Below are 19,726 nucleotides of genomic sequence, written 5' to 3' on the forward strand. Positions count from 1 at the left end.
CTCTAATTTTTTAGATTTTGTCGGACTACCTTCGACCTAATCTCTGCTCGGTATTAACCGAGCAAGTTTTTATGCTTGGCTACATTAGCTAATTATTAGCAAGCATCAAGGCTTCATTGACTATATGGGACTTTCCGTCAACATCTTTCGTAAGAAAGTACGGAGCACACCATATAGAAGATGTGTTTTTTCCGGAAGAGAAAACTATTGCCATTCACTTCAATTCGAAACGGTCTTCCGGTGGAGCTCTTTAATTTGTTTTTCGGCTTCTTTGAGCTTTCCGTCGGCACTCTGCCCACTGTGCTCTACTGTTTTTCCTTTTAACATTTTTCCAGATAAAGTTGATCCATTGCCGTCCTTACCTCAAGGTTTGGATAATCTAGATATGCGGTTGTTCCTTGGATTTTCTTTATGGTCAAATATCCGGCTTGGACCAAGAGTTCCATATCGGATAAGTTTTCAACATCCGATGATCCGCCCAATACCTTTAGAGCCACAGATTTCTCACTCCCATATTCTTCAGGCTCTTTCAGAGTATGTGACTGAAGAAACTTAACTAGGACATTAGGCTTGCCTGCGCTCTCAAACCAATAATCCTTAAAGCGTCTTTCAGGTGATGAGAAAAAATGCAATAAAGACCAAGGAGCAAATACCTTTTGTCTTGCTGTTTCTTCAAAACAAAAACCGTCATAGTGGTCAGTCAGTTCTTTTAGAAGGTCTTCCCTATCAAGCCCTAACTTCTCAGAAGCAGATGTTAAATACCCAAGAAAATACTTCTTAACTTCCTGATGTGTAAAACCAAGGAGTGAGCCATACTCCGCGGCAAACGATATGTCCGATAAATTATTTAATTCCGGAAAAATGCTAGTCCTAACGAATTTTGTTATTCCTGTAACGAACAAAAAACGCAAGGCAGCATCGTTTGATTTTAACGTTGCGTAAAAACGAGAAAGTTCTATTCGAACATCTTCAAAAAGCTCTTTTCTGTCTAAGCACGAGGTAAGCGGAGCATCGTACTCATCTATTAACAACACTACAGAACTCACAGGATGCTTCTTAAACCAAGTAGACAACTGACTTATGAGCGACGTACCGTAAAGTTCAAAACGAAATCCGTAAGGAGCAAAAGCTTCAACTATTAAATCGTGATATTGGAGTTGAAACTCTTTGAAATTTCGGAAACTTTTTACTTCAGAAAAATCTAATCTCACAACCTGGTAGTTTTTATCTTCTTTCCAAAGTTTTTCAATCTCGAGACCATGAAAGTCTCTCAGTCCATACTTGAATAAAGACTCAAACGTGGAAATCAATAAGGATTTTCCAAATCTTCTCGGCCGAGCTAGAAAAAACTTCCCTCGGCGTGAGGCAAGACAATGGATATACCTAGTTTTATCTACATAAATTTCATTGAAATTTCGAAGAGCTTCAAATGAAGACGTACCGAGCGGCAAGCTTTTCAATAGTTCCGTATCCATAGGAGTTTCCTGTCTGGTCATTTTCATTATATAAGCCCAACCTTGGTTCGTTACATGGCATTTCATCTATGGCTACCATCAGGAATTAAAACAGAACCTCTGTTTGAGAACATTGGCATTACCTTTCTTCCGTTTCTCGGTCTTTCAACAATGCATTTTTAACTCACGCCAAGCTTCCTCCAAAGACTTGGATTCATCGGGAAATTCCGAAGGGCTTAGTGAAGTTACTTTAGTTACCATTTGACAAAGCAGCCCAAGGAGGACGGAATGAGGAATCGCTTTTTTCCCCGGTTAAACTATAAAAAAATTGCAAAAGGAAACATTCTTCCTTCAAAACCTCATACTGCGCGAACTTGTGTCGAAAGAAAATTTTCTCCGGCTTTAAAGCTGCATGTTTTGTCTTTCTTTTCTGTTTTACTTTTTCCTATTGCCGCCAGTGCAACAACAGAACAAGATTTTAAAACCACGGAGTACTATGCCTCGAACGGCTTGGACCTGATCAACGCTGCCTCGGCTTATGCGCAAGGATTCACAGGCAAAGGCATATTGGTTGGATTATTAGACACGGAAATGCAATCCTACCATCCGGAATTATCGGGAAAATTTGAGGTATTCGAAGCTTTAGACAAAGACGGCAGTCAAATTCCACTTCCAACTATTTGGGATGACTCTGTTAGCCATGGGACACATGTTGCCTCTATCATGGCAGCAAAAAAAGACAACGAAGGCATGCACGGCGTGGCCTTTGATGCAGATGTAATCGGTCAGGTATACATCGGACTTAGAGACTTTTATTATCCAAATGACAAACGTTTCTTCCAAGATCATCCCAATCTCAAAATTCTTAATAATAGCTGGACTGCTGCTGAACTCCATAAAGACACTTTACCAACCGGAGAGCTTTACTCAGTTGAAGAAGCAAAAAGGCTTTCGCAGGTCATGGGAGAGCGTCCACACTCAGGAAGCCTTGTCAACTGGGCCCTAAATAATCCAAATAGCCTTGCTGTTATAGCTGCCGCCAATGACGGATGGATTCATCCGTCATTTAACGGAATGCTTCCGCGGTATTACGGTTCTGAACTTGGAAATTGGATTACCGTTGTTTCTGCCAATCCTCTTGATACACGCCGAGAAAACGGAAAGATTATTTTCGGACCAAGCGGTCTATCCTTATTTTCAAACATTGCCCGCGGAGCTGAACTTTTTACTATTACAGCGCCCGGAAGCAATATTTGGGCGGCAAACGTTGTTGACGAAAAATACGTCTTCAAATCCGGTACCTCTATGGCAGCTCCTCAAGTTTCCGGGGCTGCTGCCCTAGTGGCTCAGGCATTTCCATGGATGACAGGAAAACAACTGGCCGATACATTACTTACAACAGCCAACAGTAACATTGAATGCCCAGACATTCTGGTTGGTTTCGATAATTCGATAGAAACAGTTTTGGTTTTTTATTACGTTTCGGATAATAGACCTACCAAAGACCAGCTTATTAAGGCTATCACGGAAACCTACCAAGCTGATCCCGATTCCTGGCCAACATATTCCTTGGATTCACTTATCAAATATTTCATCGAGGACCACTATGAGAACGACGGTTCGGAAAAACTCGATGATAAGTATGTGAGACTCGTCAAGGTAACCAAAGAAGAAGTATTCGGTCAAGGCTTGCTTGACGCCGGAAAAGCAGTAAACGGAATTGCACGTTTGGACGTAAACCGAATGAAGGCAGAAGACATCCGCTCTTATTCAGAATTCGGCAGTGAAAAGTTTGCCTTTGAAAAATTCAATACTCAAGGCCATACCGCCTTCTTCAACAACGATATTTCGGAAAGGCTTTGGGACGACAAGTACCATCACGATGAGTACAAAGAAGGAAAGTTTAGAGCAACCTCAACTTTTACCGGTCTAAAGCCGGGATTGATTAAACAAGGCAACGGCATTTTAGTTTTATCAGGCACAAATACCTATTCGGCTCCAACAATTGTCGAAGGAGGCGTTCTGGATATTAGTAAACGGCCTGATCGTTCAGGAGGAACTCTAGTGAATAGTTCTGTCTTAATTCAAGACGGAGCTGTTCTCTTAGGTAACGGAAGGGTAAACAACAAGGTTATCAATCACGGTGCATTTATCCCAGGTGATTTTGTTGATCCGTTCACTGTAGGTGAATACATCCAAAGCCCGACAGGAAATCTCCTCATCTTTGTTAGCAATGAAGGTAAACACAACAGTCTGAAAGTACTTCATGAAGCAAAAATAGAAGGGAATGTCTTAGTGGGATTAGAAAGTGGGTTTTACGTCAATAACAGTCTTTATAAATTCAATCTTCCGGACTTTATCGATGTATCCGATCCCGCAAAATTAACGCTGGATTTAACGGAGATTCGACTCTTCAAAAACTCCGGAACATTAGAAGTCAAATTAGAAAAGGATAAAGATTTCTTCACTTTAAAAATTTTACGAGCTTCTGACAGTTACTCTCGACACGCTAATTCACCAGCTCAAAAGTCCCTCGGGGGTGCACTCTATGCAGCAGCGTCTCAAAATTCCTTGAGCCCAGGTTTGCGTAACTTTATAGAGTTACTAGACTTTTCAGACGCTGGGAGCAATGAGATTACCAATCTTCTCCAAAACACTTTACCAAATTTGTATTTAAATACTCAGAAGGCAGACTTAGAGCAGCTTCGAACCATTAACAACCTTCTCTTCTCCTGCCGAACTGAGGACGGTTATTGGATTAAAGCTTTAGGTAATCGAGGCTCTTCCGATAGTTCCACCCTTCTCAACGGTTCTAGGACTTATCAATACGGCGTAGTAGGCGGTTATAGAACCAAAATTTCTGAACAGGTCAAAGTCGGAGTCTTCATCGGAGCAACCCAACTACAGCTAAAGGAAAAGAATAGCGGAAGCAAATATGACTCAACCAGATTTTTGATTGGAGCTGAGGCTCAATATTTGCCGCAACAGATTGATGGATTAACATTTTTTGGCTCTGTATTTGTCGCAGGCAATGACGCCAAAGCAACAAGAAAGTCATTAGGCAGTGCTTACAAAAGCCAATGGGTAGGCATTGGATTCAGTTCTCAAGCTGGTGCTGAATACTTAACCGGTCCAGAAACCATTAAAGCAGGTCCTTTTGTATTGGCTGATTTCAACTGGTCAAGAACGCCTTCTTTCACGGAAAAAGGCTCAGGCATTCCACAAACGATTGCCTCCCATCAGAGAGGAAACTTTTCAAGCTTGCTCGGCCTGAAACTTCAAGGAAACACTCAACTCAAGCAAACCTCTATAACCTCAGATGTATGGATTGGTTGGCGTCATAGCTATACAACCAGTCCGGCTAAGATTTATACAAAATTTGCCGATGCCTCTCCGAGATTTTTTGCCGAATCTGACAGATTTCATAAAGATTCTATCGAAGGATCTTTCCAGGTCAGTTTCGATCAAACGACTGGATTTTACGGAGGTATTGAAGCGTGGGGCTCCAAATCCAAGGATGTCCGAGACATAGGTATCAACCTTTTCCTTGGAAAGAGATTCTAGAGATTAGAGCACGTTTAACCGACCAAAAATATCTTAGAACGGCGGAGTCTATTTTGATAAGATATTTAATTTTTCAACTCTTGCCATTTAACGAATTGCCGTTCTTTGATTGAGTAAACAAGCACTACCTGTTTAACAATTCTTTGCCGGGCTTGTTCACCGTAGTGTTTTCTAATCATTTGCTCCAAGCCTTCTTCAAGCTTGTTTTGAGACCTCTCTCCTTCTCGAACTATCTTTAACTCAAAAGTCCAATATCTGTCTGATACGGCAACTTCCAAGTCACTTCTGCCGTAAGCATTATGATGTTCGATTTTTGGCTTTAGTCCAGCGCCAGCAAGGTATACCTGAATAAAAGCTCTCAGAGAAGCTTCATCTCTGACTGGATATCTTTGGTAGTCAATCGACAAGAACAAACGGTTAAGAATATGAAATACCGATTCTGCAGATTCTTCGGAAAGAACTTTTACAATCGATCCGGCTCCTACTTGTCCAGCCACTCTTCCATTTAGCATTAACTCAACGTAGAGTTGAGCCATGGCCCGGCTTACTTCCAAGTTTGGATAATCCAGATAGACAGTTTCTCCATCCTGAACAGCTTTGATAGTCAAATATCCGGTTTGGAACAAGAGCCCCAAATCAGAAAGAGTTTCCACATCGGATGCTCCGGAAATTGATGAAAGAGAAATCGTTTTGATACGCCCATATTCTTCCGGATTCCTCAACGAGTGTGACTTTAAGTATTCCAGCAATACAGCTGGCTTTCCTCCGCTCTCAAACCAATAATCCAAAAAGCCGCTCTCCGGCTCTGAGAAAAACTTCAACAAAGACCAAGGAGAAAATACCTTTTGTTTTGCGGTTCTTTCAAAACAAAACCCATCGTAATGAACGATTAACTCGTTTAATAATTCTTCTTCCGAAAGGCTCAGACAACAGCTTGAGCGTTCAAGATATCCACTGAAATATTGTTGAATTTCTTCTCGTGTATAACCAAGCAAAGTTCCAAATCTTGGGCTCAGAGTCAAGTCAGTTAAATTATTGAGCTCAGAAAAAATGTTGATTTTATTAAACTTTGTTTTACCTGTAATGAATAAAAAACGAAGAACTCGATCATTTGATTTCAGAACCGAATAAAAGCCTGAAAGGATTCTCCTGATATCTTCGAACAACTCTTTGCTGTTAAGACAAGAAGTTAACGGAGCATCGTATTCATCTATTAAAAGTACCAAAGAATTGGACTCTTGAGCTTCCATCCAATGAGCAAGTTGATCGCTAACTTCTTGATTTATATCAGGTTTAAAAACAAATCCATAAGAAGAAAATTTATTGGCGATATGGGCGTTAAATCTATCTCGGAAAGACTCTGAACTATCGAAATCTTTCAGTAACGAGAAATCAAGCCTTACAACGTTGAATGTTTCTTTCTCCTTCCATAATTTCTCTATGGCCAAATCTTTAAAATCTCTTAAGCCAAATTTAAATAACGATTCAAAAGTAGAAATAAGGAGTGACTTTCCGAATCTTCTGGGACGAGCCAAAAAGAACTTCTCAGGAAGACGAGCCATCTCAAAAATCAGCTCTGTCTTATCAACGTATATTTGATCACGAAGTCTAAGCACCGAAAAATCTGATGTGCCTAGTGGCAGAAGTTTTAGCTCTTTGGTATCCATTATGCACGGTTCTCCATTTAGACTCTATTTTAATCTGAAGCCTTTACCTCAACCTTCTTTTCTTATTCCTGTTAGATTTTTAAGCAAAATCCTCCGATTTTTCTCGATCTTCTCAGGGGACTTTCCCAAAATAAAGCGAAACCGGCAGCTTTTGGCTGCCGGCTTGTTTTTCCTAATGAGTTAATTAGGTAGTTTCAGGATTAGTTGGAGAAGAAATATTTCCTTCACCTTCATCCTGCAGCATATGGTTTAGTTCTCTCTGAAGCAGAACAATAACGGTATAACGGTTCACGACTTCTCTGTAGAACTGTAGAAGAGCCAAGTAAAGCTCGGAACGATGCAAAGGCATTTGATTGATATCAATCTGCTTCATCAATTCAAGCTGATAAAGATTGACCTCTTCTAAGTTTGTATTGGATAACCTCAGCAATACTTCGTCAGAGGTTGAGCCCGTAAGGATAAAGTTATCCAAAGTCTTCTGAAGACTCTTCAAATCACTGATGGACTTCAGAAGATTATTTCTCAGTACGCCTTTGAAGACAGAGTGAGAGTTGGCAATGTGATCGTCCATCTGGCTCACTACCTTTGTTAAAAGCTGAGCCACGTCCTTCATGTTGGAGAACGTACGGTAGTAATAGTTTCGGGCGTCGTAGTCACCATCTTTTCCATGAATAATCATCAGATAGTATTGGCTTCTCATACGCACGATACGATCGAGCAATGCCTGAGAGCGGCTCTTGCACTGTCCAAGCTCAGACAAATCTTCCGCTAACAAGGCCTTAACAGCATCGGAGAAGATATTGATAGTCTGTTCGAGGTTTTTGCCGATAGCATTGTTAAGACGAGTTCTAATCTCTTCACGGGTCATGTTTTCGTCAAGGAACTCTTCTGCTTGCTGTTCTTTCTTGGAGCCTGCCAAGAAGTTAGAACGAATTAAAAGAGTAACAACTACCAAGCCCGCAGGAATCATGAACCATGCGCCGAGCCATAAGCAAAGGAGAGCAGCAATACCGCAGGAAATGAAGGCGGTAAAGGCTGTCAAGAACCATCCGCTGATAACGGCTAAAACACCGGAAATACGATAAACCGCTGTTTCTCTATCCCAGGCACCGTCAGCCAAAGAGCTTCCCATGGCAACCATAAACGTGACATAGGTAGTAGACAAAGGCAGCTTGAGGGAGGTCGCCGTTGCAATCAAAATACTGGCCAGCACTAAGTTAACAGACGCTCTGACCTGATCGAAAGGCAATGGAATCTCACCCTTTTGCAAACGAGGCTTTTCTAGTCTGGTATCAATTGCTGTTAGGACGGAACGAGGGAGAATTTGATTAACAATCTTATTGACGCTCAAAGCGGAGCGAACAATAACACGGCCCGTTACGGTAGCGCCGAACTGCTCTTTCTCGTTTCTGTCGCTGGCAGATAAGTTAATAGCTGTCTGAACAACTCGGCGTGCCTTCGGGCTGAACCACAAGGTTCCAACCATAATTAAGCCGGAAATAACAAGATAGATGGTCGGAGTTTGAACGCTTTCTTTCAACCCACCCATGTAAAAGGTTTCAGGGGTTAGAGCACCGTTCAAAGCATGAGCAGCATCAGCTATCTGTACGCTCTGCAAAGCTGCAAGCGGCACACCAACGAAGTTCACCAAGTCGTTGCCTGCGAAAGCGAAAGCCAATGAGAAGGTTCCGGCCAAAATTACAAGACGAAGTGCATTGTAATTAAAGAACCAGATGAGGCACTGAATGACAAATGTTGTGCCTAAGAAGGTATAAAGAAGAATATCGAAAGTATTAGCATTAATCCAGGCCAAAAGTTCCGGAGTCATGAAGGAAGCGCCTTTTGCACCCTTCACAACAAGGAAGTAGAAAATGGCAGTTAAGCAGAAACCAGAATAAATACCGCCGATATAACGGTACACCTTCTGGAATTTAAAGGAGAAAACCATGCGGACGATCCATTGGATAATGACGCCGCAGGTAAAAGCAATAATGACGGAAGAAAGAATACCGATGATGATACTCAGAGCTTTTTCATTATTAATGTAGGCTCCTAAACCTCCTAAAGAGCCCGTTGTTACCCAAAGCTTGTAGCTAGCTGTAATGACAGAGCCGCCGAGCAATTCGAAAACAATGGAAACTGTGGTTGAGGTTGGAAGTCCGAGGGAATTAAAGGTGTCGAGGAGGAGAACGTCGGTCATCATAACAGCGAAGAAAACTATCATGACGTCGTAGAAGGTGAACATTGTCGGATTAAAGATACCGCTTCGTGCGATTTCCATCATTCCGCTGGAGAATGTACAGCCTAAAAGCACACCAGCTGCCGCGACGAACATTACTCTATTAAAAGAAGCTGCTCTGGAGCCTAATGCGGAACTTAAAAAGTTAACCGCATCATTACTTACCCCCACAAATAAGTTAAACGAGGCAAGAAGCATTAAGAACAGCATAATGCCTGTTAAAAAAGTGTCCATATAGTAATAATTTTAGAAATAACTTAACCACCCTATGTTATATACCCAATATGACAAATTTATTACACAGAAGGGTTATTTTCTTTTTATACTCCTGGCCCTCAAAACCATTTTAGTCAGTCACAGCCCGCCGGCTCTTTCTTAAAAGCTTTTGCGAGCCTTTCGAAAGAGTATTATTGCCAGAATAAAAAAGTCTCACTTTTGCAACACGAATAAGGAATGACTCATGAAGTTAAAAGTTCTTACCTGTCAAGCCGGTATTGCAGCTGCCATGCTCGCAGTCGCACCAGCCAGTCATGCTGACTTTCTTTCCGATATTTTTGGTTCTCCTAAGGAACCGGCTGTTCTGCCGTTGACTACCTCCCAGATTCTTCAAAAAGAAGTTTATTCGATTGACGGTCGTAAAGTCTCTGCTTGGGAAGTCGTACAAGTTGCTACTAAACGCGGCACACGCTACAACTTGGTTCAGAAAGAAGGTACCGGCACTTTATTTGGAAGCCAACTCGATGCCGGTAACGTAGTTACTAAAAACGGCAAAGTTGCCTTGGATAAAGCCGCTGGAGTTACATTCCTGAAAAACGGCGATGCACAATTCACTTTCGGACACCCGAAGACACCTGTCGTCATTGACTTGAATCTTCGTGCCATAGACGTCAGCGGTCAGAAAATCGCAGACTATCTCAAGACCCGCGACGGCAAAACCAGCAATGACTCTGAAAAAGTTGGAAACGCTAAATTCCCGGAAGGCTCAATTGCTTACCAGGCCGTTACTAAATTCGTAAATGGCGAAATGGTTCTTCCTGTAAATGAATCCTTCACTAATGCTAAGGCCTCTAGAGAAATCATTGAGAACTTCAGAACCGTTCCTTACTGCTTGAACTACGAATCCAGAATGGATTCTCACGCCTACGGCATCGTTTTTGATCCGACTGCTCCAAAAGCTACAACAGGTACATACAAGATTCTTCCGGTCAGAAGAGACACTATTTTCTGCAAACCGACAGGAGAGCCGGCAGTTGCCAGCGGAAACTGGAATGCTGTCACAACCAAGAACTCCTCCGCGGTTGTTTTGACACTTCCATCCAATGTTGACCCGCGCGACTGCGGTCTCAAGATTCATGAAAACGGGGTCGCTAAGATTGCCTTCATTGCACCGGCTAAAGGCGACCATGTATTCAGACCAGGCCGCTACTATGCCAAAGGCGCAGCAGTTCAAGGTCAGAACTATTTATTCAACAATGTAGCCGCTGACGCCGCTACAAAAGCACTTGGACTGTAATATTTAGCTCTCAATTGAAGCCTCGCCAAACGCGAGGCTTTTTCTTATCGTCTATATTTTCTAACTCTGCTTCTTTTTCCTTACTACCCTCACCTCTCCGTTTAGAACGCTCTGCTTTTGCTCAGGTAACTTCCTGTTTCTTTTGAAATCACCCTTTTATGTTTTACTATATGAAATTGTTCCAACAATTGATATGATAATCATTATCCTTTTCATTTATTTTTTTTAAATCATGTTGAGAACCTCTTTATCAGTACTTTTTGCTGGATTATTCTCTGCTTCCGTCTGTTTCGCTGCCGATTTGCCAAAGGAAATCAATATCGTTTATGTAAAGGCTCCTTTCAACCTACAGAATATTGTTATGAAAGAGAAAGGAATGCTTGAAAAAGCATTCGAAAAGGACAACATTAAGGTAAATTGGAAAACAATTACTTCAGGCTCCAAACAAACTCAAGCTATGGCTGGAAAATCTATTGATATTTCCGCTGTGATGAATACTTCCTCTTTATTAATGGCTAACGGTGTGGGCAATAAAATCTTAATTGCTACCGGTGTCTCACATCCGGCCGACACTTTCGCGATCGTTGGAAAACCAGGAGCCGTCCAATCCATCAAAGACCTCAAAGGTAAGAAAATCGTAGGACCAAAAGGTACTGTGCTTCATCAGCTGCTCGTTGCCGCCTTAAATAAGGAAGGAATGAGCATCAAAGATGTTGAGTTTATTTCTATGGATCAACCAACGGCTCTGGCCGCGTTGCTGGCAGGTAGAGTGGAGGCTGCATTATTAGCTGCAAGCGGCGTTATCAAAGCCGAAAAATCCGGAAGCAAAGTCATTACAACGGCAAAAGATTTAGTTAACGTGAATCTTGTCACCACCGTTACAGAAGATTTTGCAAAGAAGTATCCGGAGGCTCTCGATACAGTAGTAAAGGTTCAGAGAGAAGCGTTGGACTGGATTAAAAAGAATCCTGAAGAAGCTATCAGTTTAGGAGCTAAAGAGCACGGCATAGACATGGATGATGCACGCAAACTTGCCTCCTGGTCTAACTATTACAACACCTTAACTGAGAAAGATATCGAAGGTCTTCAAAAAGACCAAGATTTCTTATTCGACAACAAAATGATGGAAAAGAAAGTTGACGTTAAATCTTTAGTCCTTCCTTCAGCTCTGAAATAAAAATGTATTCCAATATCAAAGATTTTCTAATCTTCCAAGAACCAGAAGGCATCATTGGATATCGTGAAGATGATCTTTATCGTTTTGCCGGTCCGCGTGCTTTGATTGCCAGTGCGTTAGTTTTCCGATTGATGAAAGAGGCTATAAAAGATTTGTCTCCAAATGAAATTCCCTTCCGCAAGGACTTCACCATCATCTCAGGCCATTCTGGGCCGGGAGTCAAAGACGGCTTTGAATACTTAACACGTGCGGTCAGCGAAAAGCGTTTCCTTTACGATCCCGATAAGGCACGGAGCAATGCGCCTGCTGCACCGGCTTCTGCTGCGGAAGGCTTCATGTATTTTGAAATTGGCTACCGTGGAAAAGCGATGCGATATGTCCTTGCTGATGATATTTTTGATTCAGAATGGTTTTCTCAGGTTAGGAAGCACCAAGAAGGATCTTCTTCCACATCTGAGCACTCCCGTTATCTGATGTATAAAGATTCGGTCGTTTCTAAACTCAGAAGAAAAGAGGAAATTTTCAAACAAAAATTACAGGTTGAGGAAGACCTACGATTTAATTGAGTATGACTTCTTTCTTTTTGAAAAAATTGACAGAGTCCTTCATTTCATTTGAAGGAATACTTAAGCCCACCATCTTTGAATGGAATGAGTTTCAGAGGCAAAGATTGTAAGACTAATCTTTGAGCGCCGTACAAGAAGAGAACGTTTCAGGTGTGAGTCATAAGACTTTAGAATCTAAACTGTGAACAGAGGCTTTTCTGTTACTTTCAACAAGGATAGCCTCTTCTTGCTGCTTACTTCCTTCTTCGCCAAGGCCGGCTTCACTCGAGTTTGCGACTCGAACGGGGGCCTGCCTCTCCACAGGCTGCTACTATGGAATTCAGCGCCATATCCTTCAAATTAATTTCTGCTCTAAGACCTCGATCATGGACTGTCTCGCAACAGGAACACCTCCTTGCGATCCGACAAAGACAACAATTCAGGCTTATATCCGCAAATAGAGAAACTCTTGCTGCTCGGGCAAAATCTGTTTCCAACTTTAAACCATCCTCCCGTATTGTCTTCCTGCACTATAGTTGACTAGAAATTCATATCGGGAATAGCTCTAGGCAAATGACGGTTTTTCATCATACATAGGTTGTGATTGAGCCACCCAATGCTGAAGCGGCTTCAGCTATGCCCACCAATCTTTTCTTTTTGAAGATGCCGGGAAAGATATGAAAAGATTTCAAATAATCTATTCAAGTACGACTTCCTCTTATTGGAAGAGTCAAAGATAAAAAAAAGGAACTGCCGAAACATTTGAAGAAAGAGGAACGTCTTCATTTACGAAACTAAGAAGTGCACCTTTTCCTCTAACCTCCTTTGGCAGAACGTCAAAACTTTTAACCATAGACGCTCGTGGAGAACTTGTTTTTTTTATCTCTATAGGATAAAGCATCCCTGCCTCTTCAATAATGAGGTCAATTTCTCTGCCATCAGTATCCCGATAATAATAAAGGCTTGGTTCTCGTCCAATGTTGCGATAGCCTTTCAAAATTTCAATGATTGCATAATTCTCCAGAAAAGCTCCACTCATCGTTCCAGCCTCTAGTGCTTGCTCAGTAAGCCAGCCGCTTAAAAAAGATGCCAAGCCAGTATCCGTAAAATAGAGTTTTGGTGATTTGACTAAACGTTTAAGGCGATTATTAAAATATGGAGGAAGAAAATATACGAGACCTGAAGCTTCCAAAACTGAAAGCCATGCTTTTGCAGTGGGCTGACTTATACCAACATCATTTGCCAAAGAGTTAAAGTTGATTTGTTGCCCAATCCGACCTGCGACTGCCCTTACAAATCTAACAAACTCCATTTCATTAGATACTTTCGTCAAGTTACGAACGTCACGCTGAAGATAAGTTTGAAAATAGGAGTCATAAAAAATCTCCCAATCTACATCTGCCGTCCATAACGTTGGATAACTTCCTTTCCATATAAAATGAAAAACCTTATCTAAGGCGATTGACGTGCGATTTCGGCAACTTTCCAGGTAATTCTCTGTAGGTAGGAAAGGCTTTTGTTTTAGCCATCCCTCTAGTTCTCGCTGAGAAAGTCCAAGAAGTCTAAGAATTGCTATGCGACCCGCTAGACTTTCTGAAACATGCTGCATGAGATGGAATTGCTGAGAACCTGTAAGCCAAAAGAGTCCGTTATTTTCATCTTGATCAACAATTGACTTAATAGCAGGAAAAAGGTTTGGAGCGTACTGAATTTCATCTATGAGAACAGGTGGTTTGTAGCGTTGGAGAAAAAGGCTCGGATCTGAGTCTGCCAGCTCGCGGGCAGTGATTAAATCTAATGAGATGTAAGGACGGCCCGGTGCTACGTGCTTTAGCATAGTACTTTTGCCAACTTGTCTAGGTCCGGTAACCAGCAAGGTTTTAAATTGTCCGCTTACTTTACTTACAACAGCCTGTTCCTCTCTCTGTATGTACATTCTTTTTTCCTTCCAGTGATGCTTCATATAATTATATTCAGAAATTTCAAAATCGTATTTTGAAATTTAAGATATTTTATAAATTGAACTTCACTCTTCTTGTAAGAAAGAGAAGAAACCTCTGGATTAAAATCAAGCAGTAAAGAACCCAAGGAACAAAAATGAAACTTACCGTTGTTGTAGATAATTTCTGCCAAAAACAAGGTTTACTCGCTGAATGGGGATACTCTTCTTGGCTGGGAACAAAAGATACCAACATTCTTTTGGACACGGCCGGAATTTGCCACGTGCTAACGCACAACTTGAATTTCTTGAACTTGGATCCAACAAAACTCTCGTCAGTAATTCTTTCTCACGGGCACTTCGACCATATCTCCGGGCTTATGGACATTCTTCGGATTCAGCCGCAGGTGAATGTGTTTGCCTCTCCGGCAGTCTCTATTGAAAAAAGAGGAGATGCGGACGCAAAACGTTTGAGCGGCGGATTTCCAATCCAAAGCCTAAGACAATTCCGTCCTATTGAAGGTATTACGGAAGCAGCTCCGGACGTCTTTGCTTTTACCGTTCCGAAAGCAAGAAGAAATCCTCACTATGTATGCTGCAGAAATCTGTGGGAAGTTAACGAAAACGGGTCTGTTGAGGCCGACAACTTTGAAGATGATGTCTCAGTTGCCGTTAAAGGAAATAAAGGCTGGTCGCTGCTTTTAGGCTGTTCTCATGCAGGTTTGCCCAACATCATGAGATATATCACGGAAGAGCTCAATATTGAAGAATTTGATACCGTCGTCGGAGGTTCTCATCTTTGCGCTGTTGCGCCGAGAGAATATCCTTTGTGGGCAGAAAAGCTCAGTGAATTTAAGGTAAAACGCTGGAGACTGAACCATTGCACCGGCTTTAAAGCCGCCGCTGCAATGGCAAAATATTTTGATGATGTAGATTGGGCCGGATGCGGTTCAGTCATAGAACTATAAAAAGCTCTAGCCAAAATTATCGTCGTCCGCGTCCCAATATCTTTCTATGTCCGACCAACCGGCTTTAGCATAGGCATAGTTAAGAATATTTGAGCCTTCATGCTCGATGGCTGCTGAATCGCTCAATGTCCTTCTCCATGCCTTAGCGCCGGCTAACCCTGTAAGCAGCCCGTGCATATGTCGGCAAACCGCCCTTACCGCTCTTTGATCAGACTCTACTGTCTTCAAGTATTCAGTCATGACCTCAATGACTTTTTCTCGAGTAATCGGCTCATGACTGTCGCCGTAGAGTCTGTCGTCGACATCGCTTAAAAGCCAAGGAGTGTTGTAAGCAGCACGGCCTACCATTACGCCGTCCACAAACTTGAGCTGTTCTTCGGCTTGACCTAAATCCTGAATTGCCCCGTTGATTACAAAGATCAGTTCAGGGAAATCTTTTTTAAGCTGGTATGCAAACTCTCTTTTGAGGGGAGGAATTTCTCGGTTTTCTTTTGGAGAAAGACCTTTGAGCCAAGCGTTTCTTGTATGAACAATGAAAACATTTGTCCCTGCTTCGGATACTGTCCCAACAAAGTCTCGGACGAAGTCGTAGTTTTCAATTTTATCGATGCCGATTCTATGCTTAACCGTGACAGGAATGTCTACGGCATCTTTCATCGCCTTTACACAATCGGCAACCAAGGCCGGTTCAGACATTAGGCAGGCACCGAAAGAGCCTTTTTGAACCCGCTCACTCGGACATCCGCAATTAATGTTAACTTCGTCATAGTCCCAATCCTGAGCTAATTTTGCACAGGCTGCCATGTCTTTCGGATCGGAGCCGCCAAGCTGAAGGGCTACAGGATGCTCTTCTTTATTAAAGTCCAAATGTCTGGGCTTGTCACCGTATATCAATGCCCCGGTTGTCACCATTTCCGTATACAAGCGGGCGTCTCTAGACAACTGACGATGAAAATATCTGCAATGTCTGTCTGTCCAGTCCAACATCGGAGCTACACAGAATTTCCAAGAATCTTTATTGTTCATAAAACTAAAAAAGCTGCCAGAAGGCAACTTCAAAAATTAGGATAGGATCCCGTCTATATAAAACCATCGTCCGTTTTCTTTCAAGAATCTACTCTTTTCTTCTTGCTTAAATCCGCGTCCTGCAATCAAGCCGCGGGCAATGAAATGAACGAAGCCTTCATCGGGTGAAATGAAACCGGTGCTTTTAATCTTCAAAGAAAGCCATTTAACCGGATCATCCAAATTAAGCTCAGACGGTCGCGTTGTAGGATGCCAAGTGTCGAGAAGATACATCGGCTTCTTCACGACAAAAGCAGAATATCTGGAACGCATCAGCTGTTCCGGCGTTTCAGGAACAGCTTTTCCGTCATGAAAGGGCCCGCAGCAGTCGGAATAGAGTTTTCCGCTGCCGCAAGGACACATATCGCTGGGTTTAGATTCCCGGGCCAACTCTTTCGTCTCCGCGAGCAGCTCTTCTGCGTTCGAATTCTTTCAGCCAGCGCTTACGAATTCTGATGCTCTTCGGAGTAATTTCCGCAAGCTCGTCATCGTTAATAAATTCAACGGCGCTTTCAAGGGTAAGCTGAATAGGAGGAACCAAACGAATGGCTTCGTCTGTACCGGAAGCACGAATGTTGGTCAGCTGCTTGCCTTTAATCGGTGTAACGACAATATCATTGTCTCTGGAGTGGATGCCGATAACCATTCCTTCGTAAATCGGTTCTCCCGGACCAATGAACAAGCGGCCTCTTTCCTGAATCTTCCACAACGCGTAAGCAACCGAAGTACCGTCATCCTGGCTGATGATGGCTCCGTTTCTTCTATCTCCTAAGTCACCGGATTTAACAGGTGCGTATTCGTCAAATACATGGCTCATAACGCCGGTACCGCGAGTCATTGTCAAGAAATCGTTCTGGAAGCCGATCAAACCGCGTGCCGGAATCTTGTATTCGAGTCTGACGCGGCCTTTACCGTCCGGCTGCATATCCTGAAGGTCACCCTTTCTGCGGCCTAATTCTTCCATAACCGGGCCTTGGTGATTTTCTTCAACATCGACCGTCAAGCTTTCGTACGGCTCCATCTTCACGCCGTCAACTTCTTTATAAAGTACGCGTGGTCTGGAAACTGCCAATTCATAGCCTTCGCGTCTCATATTTTCAATGAGAATGGTCAAGTGCAATTCGCCGCGGCCAGCAACTTCAAAAACACCTTCGTTATCAGTCGGCTTCATGCGCATAGCCACGTTGCTCTTAAGTTCTCTTTCGAGTCTTTCACGAATCTGACGGCTAGTGACGTATTTGCCTTCTTTACCTGCGAGCGGAGAAGTATTGACGTGGAAGTTCATTGTCAAAGTCGGTTCGTCAACATGAAGCAGCGGAAGGGCTTCCGGTGCAGCAGGATCGCAAAGCGTTGTACCGATACCGATATCTTCAATACCGTTGATAAGAACGATGTCTCCCGCCTGAGCTTCGTCAACAACCTTCCTTTCCAAACCTTGGAACTTCAAGACCTGATTGACCTTGGCTCTCTTAGGAGTGGAATCAGGACCGTTCATAATGACAACTTCCTGGAGAGGTTTGATTTTGCCTCTCTTGATGCGTCCGATGCCGATCTTGCCGACGTAGCTGGAGTAATCCAAAGAGGAAATCTGCAGCTGTAAAGGACCGTCAGGATCATCGTCTCTAACCGGAACGTGATCGAGGATGGTATCGAAAATCGCCTTCATGTTGCCGATTTTCTTAAGTTCTTCAACATCTTCGGTAAATCCGGCATAACCGCCTAAAGCAGAAGCGTAAATGACCGGGAAATCCAACTGTTCATCTGTTGCGCCGAGCTTGTCAAACAAATCGAAAGTCTGGTTGATAACCCATTCGGGACGGGCGCCCGGACGGTCGATCTTGTTAATCACAACGATCGGACGCAGGCCCTGTGCAAGAGCTTTTTTAGTCACGAAACGTGTTTGAGGCATCGGGCCTTCAACAGCGTCAACCAACAGAAGTACGCCGTCAACCATAGACAAAACACGTTCTACTTCACCACCGAAGTCAGCGTGTCCCGGGGTATCAACAATGTTGATATGAGTACCGTTGTAATCAACCGCACAATTCTTTGCGAGAATGGTAATGCCGCGTTCGCGCTCGATGTCATTACTGTCCATGACTCGTTCTGCAACTGCTTGGTTCTCACGGAATGTTCCGGACTGTTGGAGAAGCTTGTCGACTAAGGTTGTTTTACCATGGTCCACGTGAGCAATAATTGCCACATTTCTAATTGAGCGATTCATATATTTACTTTAATTACTACTATTCGAAATTAATCTTTCCGGGGAAAGAACGCCGTCAGTACTCAGCCGAGCGCATCCAAGCAGCTCGCGCTTACCGTCTGACAGTCTGTAAACTTTTACTTTTTTCTCTGAATTTTCAGATCTCGTTATCCTAATACTTTGACCATGCAAAAAACGAACAGCTAACTCTTCTTTTAATTCAATAGGTTCTAATTGACTAAGAAGTCTGTCCGGAGGATCGAGCATATCAAGTCTTCGGGCAATGTCAGCTTCCTCAAAATCCTGCAGGCTGACAGCTTCAGAAATGTCGATATCCGCAATTTTTGTTCTTCTCAGAGCCGTTAAATGTGCCCCGCATCCGAGAATCTTGCCGATATCTTCGCCAAGCACACGCACATACGTGCCTTTGGAGCATTTAACTCTAACCACCGCTTCAGGTTTGTTAAAACTTAAAAGTTCAAGCTCGTAAACAGTAACGCGTCTAGGCTCTCTTTCAATCTCTTGTCCCTGACGGGCTAATTCGTATAAACGGACTCCGTCTTTCTTTAACGCGGAATACATCGGCGGGATTTGGTCAATCTCACCGGTAAGGGATTCCAGAGCCTCATGAAGCTGTTCTTCGGTGAAGTCAACCGGTCTGGTTTCAATAATCTCTCCTTCCACATCGGCTGTCGTAGTTGTTTCTCCGAACTTTATAGAAGCAACATATTCTTTATCGGCGTGAAGCAAATCAGCACTGAATTTTGTAGCCTCTCCGAAGCACAACGGCAGCAACCCCGATGCAAAAGGGTCTAAGGTTCCCGTATGACCTGCCTTTTGAGCGTTTAAAGCTCTTCGGACTTTTTGCAGTGCGGTGTTGCTGGAAAGACCGACCGGTTTATCCAGCATTAAAACACCGTCAATCTTGTCTCCTTTTTTTCTGCGGGACAAAATTTACTCCTTAATCTTTTCAGCGTCCTCTGCGCGGGCCTGCTTAATGAGCTGGTCCATTTCAAAGCCGTCTTCAACGCTCTTGTCGTAGACGAAGTGAAGCTGAGGAACGGTGTGGATCTTCAACAGTTTGAAGATTCTCTGGTAAAGAATCGGAGATGCACTGTTGAGAGCTTCTTCGGAGGCTTCCGGAGTAGAGCCGATGGAAGTGAAATACACTGTGGCATGGGCATAATCCGGCGTGATTTTAACGCCTGTAATCGTAACAAGACCAATTCTCTTATCGCTTAATTCTTTCGGAATCATTGTCGCCAAATCTCTTTGGATTTGTTCTTCGATACGGTTTGCACGACCCGGTTTGCTTGGTTTAATCATCATTGTTCTCCATTCATTTAAAAAGCAAAAGAGCCCGCCGGCCCTTCTGCTTTCGACTTCTAAGAA

15 protein-coding genes are annotated in these 19,726 nt (G+C 43.0%); 5 read left to right on the top strand and 10 right to left on the bottom strand.

The window, feature by feature from the left end:
* Positions 1–88: 88 nt before the first annotated feature.
* Positions 89–214, bottom strand: coding sequence for a hypothetical protein (locus ACYQ4O_RS04730; RefSeq protein WP_460174903.1), 126 nt, complete (start codon positions 212–214; stop codon positions 89–91).
* A 106-nt stretch (positions 215–320) separates the two neighbouring features.
* On the bottom strand, positions 321–1,541 hold the full coding sequence (locus ACYQ4O_RS04735) for an AAA family ATPase (RefSeq protein ID WP_460174904.1): 1,221 nt from the start codon (positions 1,539–1,541) through the stop codon (positions 321–323).
* Between the two features lie 201 nt (positions 1,542–1,742).
* Here ACYQ4O_RS04735 and ACYQ4O_RS04740 point away from each other — a divergent pair, with 201 nt between their 5' ends.
* Complete coding sequence (locus ACYQ4O_RS04740; RefSeq protein WP_460174905.1) at positions 1,743–5,018, top strand: S8 family serine peptidase; 3,276 nt, start codon at positions 1,743–1,745, stop codon at positions 5,016–5,018.
* 65 nt (positions 5,019–5,083) lie between these two features.
* On the opposite strand, the gene ACYQ4O_RS04745 is transcribed toward ACYQ4O_RS04740, so the two are convergent.
* Together ACYQ4O_RS04745 and ACYQ4O_RS04750 are read right to left on the bottom strand one after the other, a co-directional pair.
* A complete protein-coding gene (locus ACYQ4O_RS04745; RefSeq protein ID WP_460174906.1) occupies positions 5,084–6,685 on the bottom strand; it encodes an AAA family ATPase in 1,602 nt (533 codons plus the stop codon).
* A gap of 184 nt (positions 6,686–6,869) precedes the next feature.
* Positions 6,870–9,158 (bottom strand): inorganic phosphate transporter, encoded by a 2,289-nt coding sequence (locus ACYQ4O_RS04750; RefSeq protein ID WP_308514246.1) that lies wholly within the window; start codon positions 9,156–9,158, stop codon positions 6,870–6,872.
* Positions 9,159–9,384: 226 nt separating this feature from the next.
* On the opposite strand from ACYQ4O_RS04750, the gene ACYQ4O_RS04755 reads away from it, so the two are divergent.
* The 3 genes from ACYQ4O_RS04755 to ACYQ4O_RS04765 all read left to right on the top strand — a co-directional run bounded on the left by ACYQ4O_RS04755 (position 9,385) and on the right by ACYQ4O_RS04765 (position 12,180).
* Entirely contained in the window at positions 9,385–10,437 is a 1,053-nt protein-coding gene (locus tag ACYQ4O_RS04755) for a hypothetical protein (RefSeq protein ID WP_308514245.1), read from the top strand.
* Between the two features lie 232 nt (positions 10,438–10,669).
* Complete coding sequence (locus ACYQ4O_RS04760; RefSeq protein ID WP_308514244.1) at positions 10,670–11,614, top strand: ABC transporter substrate-binding protein; 945 nt, start codon at positions 10,670–10,672, stop codon at positions 11,612–11,614.
* A 2-nt stretch (positions 11,615–11,616) separates the two neighbouring features.
* The gene (locus ACYQ4O_RS04765; protein WP_460174907.1) at positions 11,617–12,180 is read left to right on the top strand and encodes a hypothetical protein; all 564 of its coding nucleotides are present in this window, start codon (positions 11,617–11,619) and stop codon (positions 12,178–12,180) included.
* Positions 12,181–12,889: 709 nt separating this feature from the next.
* Here the strand turns inward: ACYQ4O_RS04765 and ACYQ4O_RS04770 are convergent.
* A complete protein-coding gene (locus tag ACYQ4O_RS04770) occupies positions 12,890–14,095 on the bottom strand; it encodes an ATP-binding protein (protein WP_460174908.1) in 1,206 nt (401 codons plus the stop codon).
* A 161-nt stretch (positions 14,096–14,256) separates the two neighbouring features.
* Here ACYQ4O_RS04770 and ACYQ4O_RS04775 point away from each other — a divergent pair, with 161 nt between their 5' ends.
* Positions 14,257–15,066 (top strand): MBL fold metallo-hydrolase, encoded by an 810-nt coding sequence (locus ACYQ4O_RS04775; protein ID WP_460174909.1) that lies wholly within the window; start codon positions 14,257–14,259, stop codon positions 15,064–15,066.
* Between the two features lie 6 nt (positions 15,067–15,072).
* Here the strand turns inward: ACYQ4O_RS04775 and dusA are convergent, their stop codons facing one another.
* The 5 genes from dusA to rbfA are packed head-to-tail and all read right to left on the bottom strand — an operon-like array spanning position 15,073 to position 19,663.
* On the bottom strand, positions 15,073–16,092 hold the full coding sequence (gene dusA, locus ACYQ4O_RS04780) for a tRNA dihydrouridine(20/20a) synthase DusA (protein ID WP_460174910.1): 1,020 nt from the start codon (positions 16,090–16,092) through the stop codon (positions 15,073–15,075).
* Positions 16,093–16,128: 36 nt separating this feature from the next.
* Positions 16,129–16,521: a YchJ family protein gene (locus tag ACYQ4O_RS04785; protein ID WP_308514239.1), complete on the bottom strand. Its 393-nt coding sequence runs from the start codon at positions 16,519–16,521 to the stop codon at positions 16,129–16,131.
* Complete coding sequence (typA, locus tag ACYQ4O_RS04790; RefSeq protein ID WP_308514238.1) at positions 16,505–18,355, bottom strand: translational GTPase TypA; 1,851 nt, start codon at positions 18,353–18,355, stop codon at positions 16,505–16,507. The genes ACYQ4O_RS04785 and typA overlap by 17 nt, the downstream gene beginning before the upstream one ends.
* Before the next feature lie 9 nt (positions 18,356–18,364).
* On the bottom strand, positions 18,365–19,285 hold the full coding sequence (gene truB / locus ACYQ4O_RS04795) for a tRNA pseudouridine(55) synthase TruB (RefSeq protein WP_460174911.1): 921 nt from the start codon (positions 19,283–19,285) through the stop codon (positions 18,365–18,367).
* Between the two features lie 3 nt (positions 19,286–19,288).
* A complete protein-coding gene (gene rbfA, locus ACYQ4O_RS04800) occupies positions 19,289–19,663 on the bottom strand; it encodes a 30S ribosome-binding factor RbfA (protein ID WP_277030836.1) in 375 nt (124 codons plus the stop codon).
* Positions 19,664–19,726: the final 63 nt, after the last annotated feature.

The sequence above is a fragment of the Turicimonas sp. TL08 genome, from assembly GCF_054660695.1.

Coding starts and splice junctions, on each gene's coding strand:
- ACYQ4O_RS04730 (WP_460174903.1), bottom strand. CDS start 214: ATGGCAATAGTTTTCTCTTCCGGAAAAAACACATCTTCTATATGGTGT.
- ACYQ4O_RS04735 (WP_460174904.1), bottom strand. CDS start 1,541: ATGAAATGCCATGTAACGAACCAAGGTTGGGCTTATATAATGAAAATG.
- ACYQ4O_RS04740 (WP_460174905.1), top strand. CDS start 1,743: ATGAGGAATCGCTTTTTTCCCCGGTTAAACTATAAAAAAATTGCAAAA.
- ACYQ4O_RS04745 (WP_460174906.1), bottom strand. CDS start 6,685: ATGGATACCAAAGAGCTAAAACTTCTGCCACTAGGCACATCAGATTTT.
- ACYQ4O_RS04750 (WP_308514246.1), bottom strand. CDS start 9,158: ATGGACACTTTTTTAACAGGCATTATGCTGTTCTTAATGCTTCTTGCC.
- ACYQ4O_RS04755 (WP_308514245.1), top strand. CDS start 9,385: ATGAAGTTAAAAGTTCTTACCTGTCAAGCCGGTATTGCAGCTGCCATG.
- ACYQ4O_RS04760 (WP_308514244.1), top strand. CDS start 10,670: ATGTTGAGAACCTCTTTATCAGTACTTTTTGCTGGATTATTCTCTGCT.
- ACYQ4O_RS04765 (WP_460174907.1), top strand. CDS start 11,617: ATGTATTCCAATATCAAAGATTTTCTAATCTTCCAAGAACCAGAAGGC.
- ACYQ4O_RS04770 (WP_460174908.1), bottom strand. CDS start 14,095: ATGTACATACAGAGAGAGGAACAGGCTGTTGTAAGTAAAGTAAGCGGA.
- ACYQ4O_RS04775 (WP_460174909.1), top strand. CDS start 14,257: ATGAAACTTACCGTTGTTGTAGATAATTTCTGCCAAAAACAAGGTTTA.
- dusA (WP_460174910.1), bottom strand. CDS start 16,092: ATGAACAATAAAGATTCTTGGAAATTCTGTGTAGCTCCGATGTTGGAC.
- typA (WP_308514238.1), bottom strand. CDS start 18,355: ATGAATCGCTCAATTAGAAATGTGGCAATTATTGCTCACGTGGACCAT.
- rbfA (WP_277030836.1), bottom strand. CDS start 19,663: ATGATGATTAAACCAAGCAAACCGGGTCGTGCAAACCGTATCGAAGAA.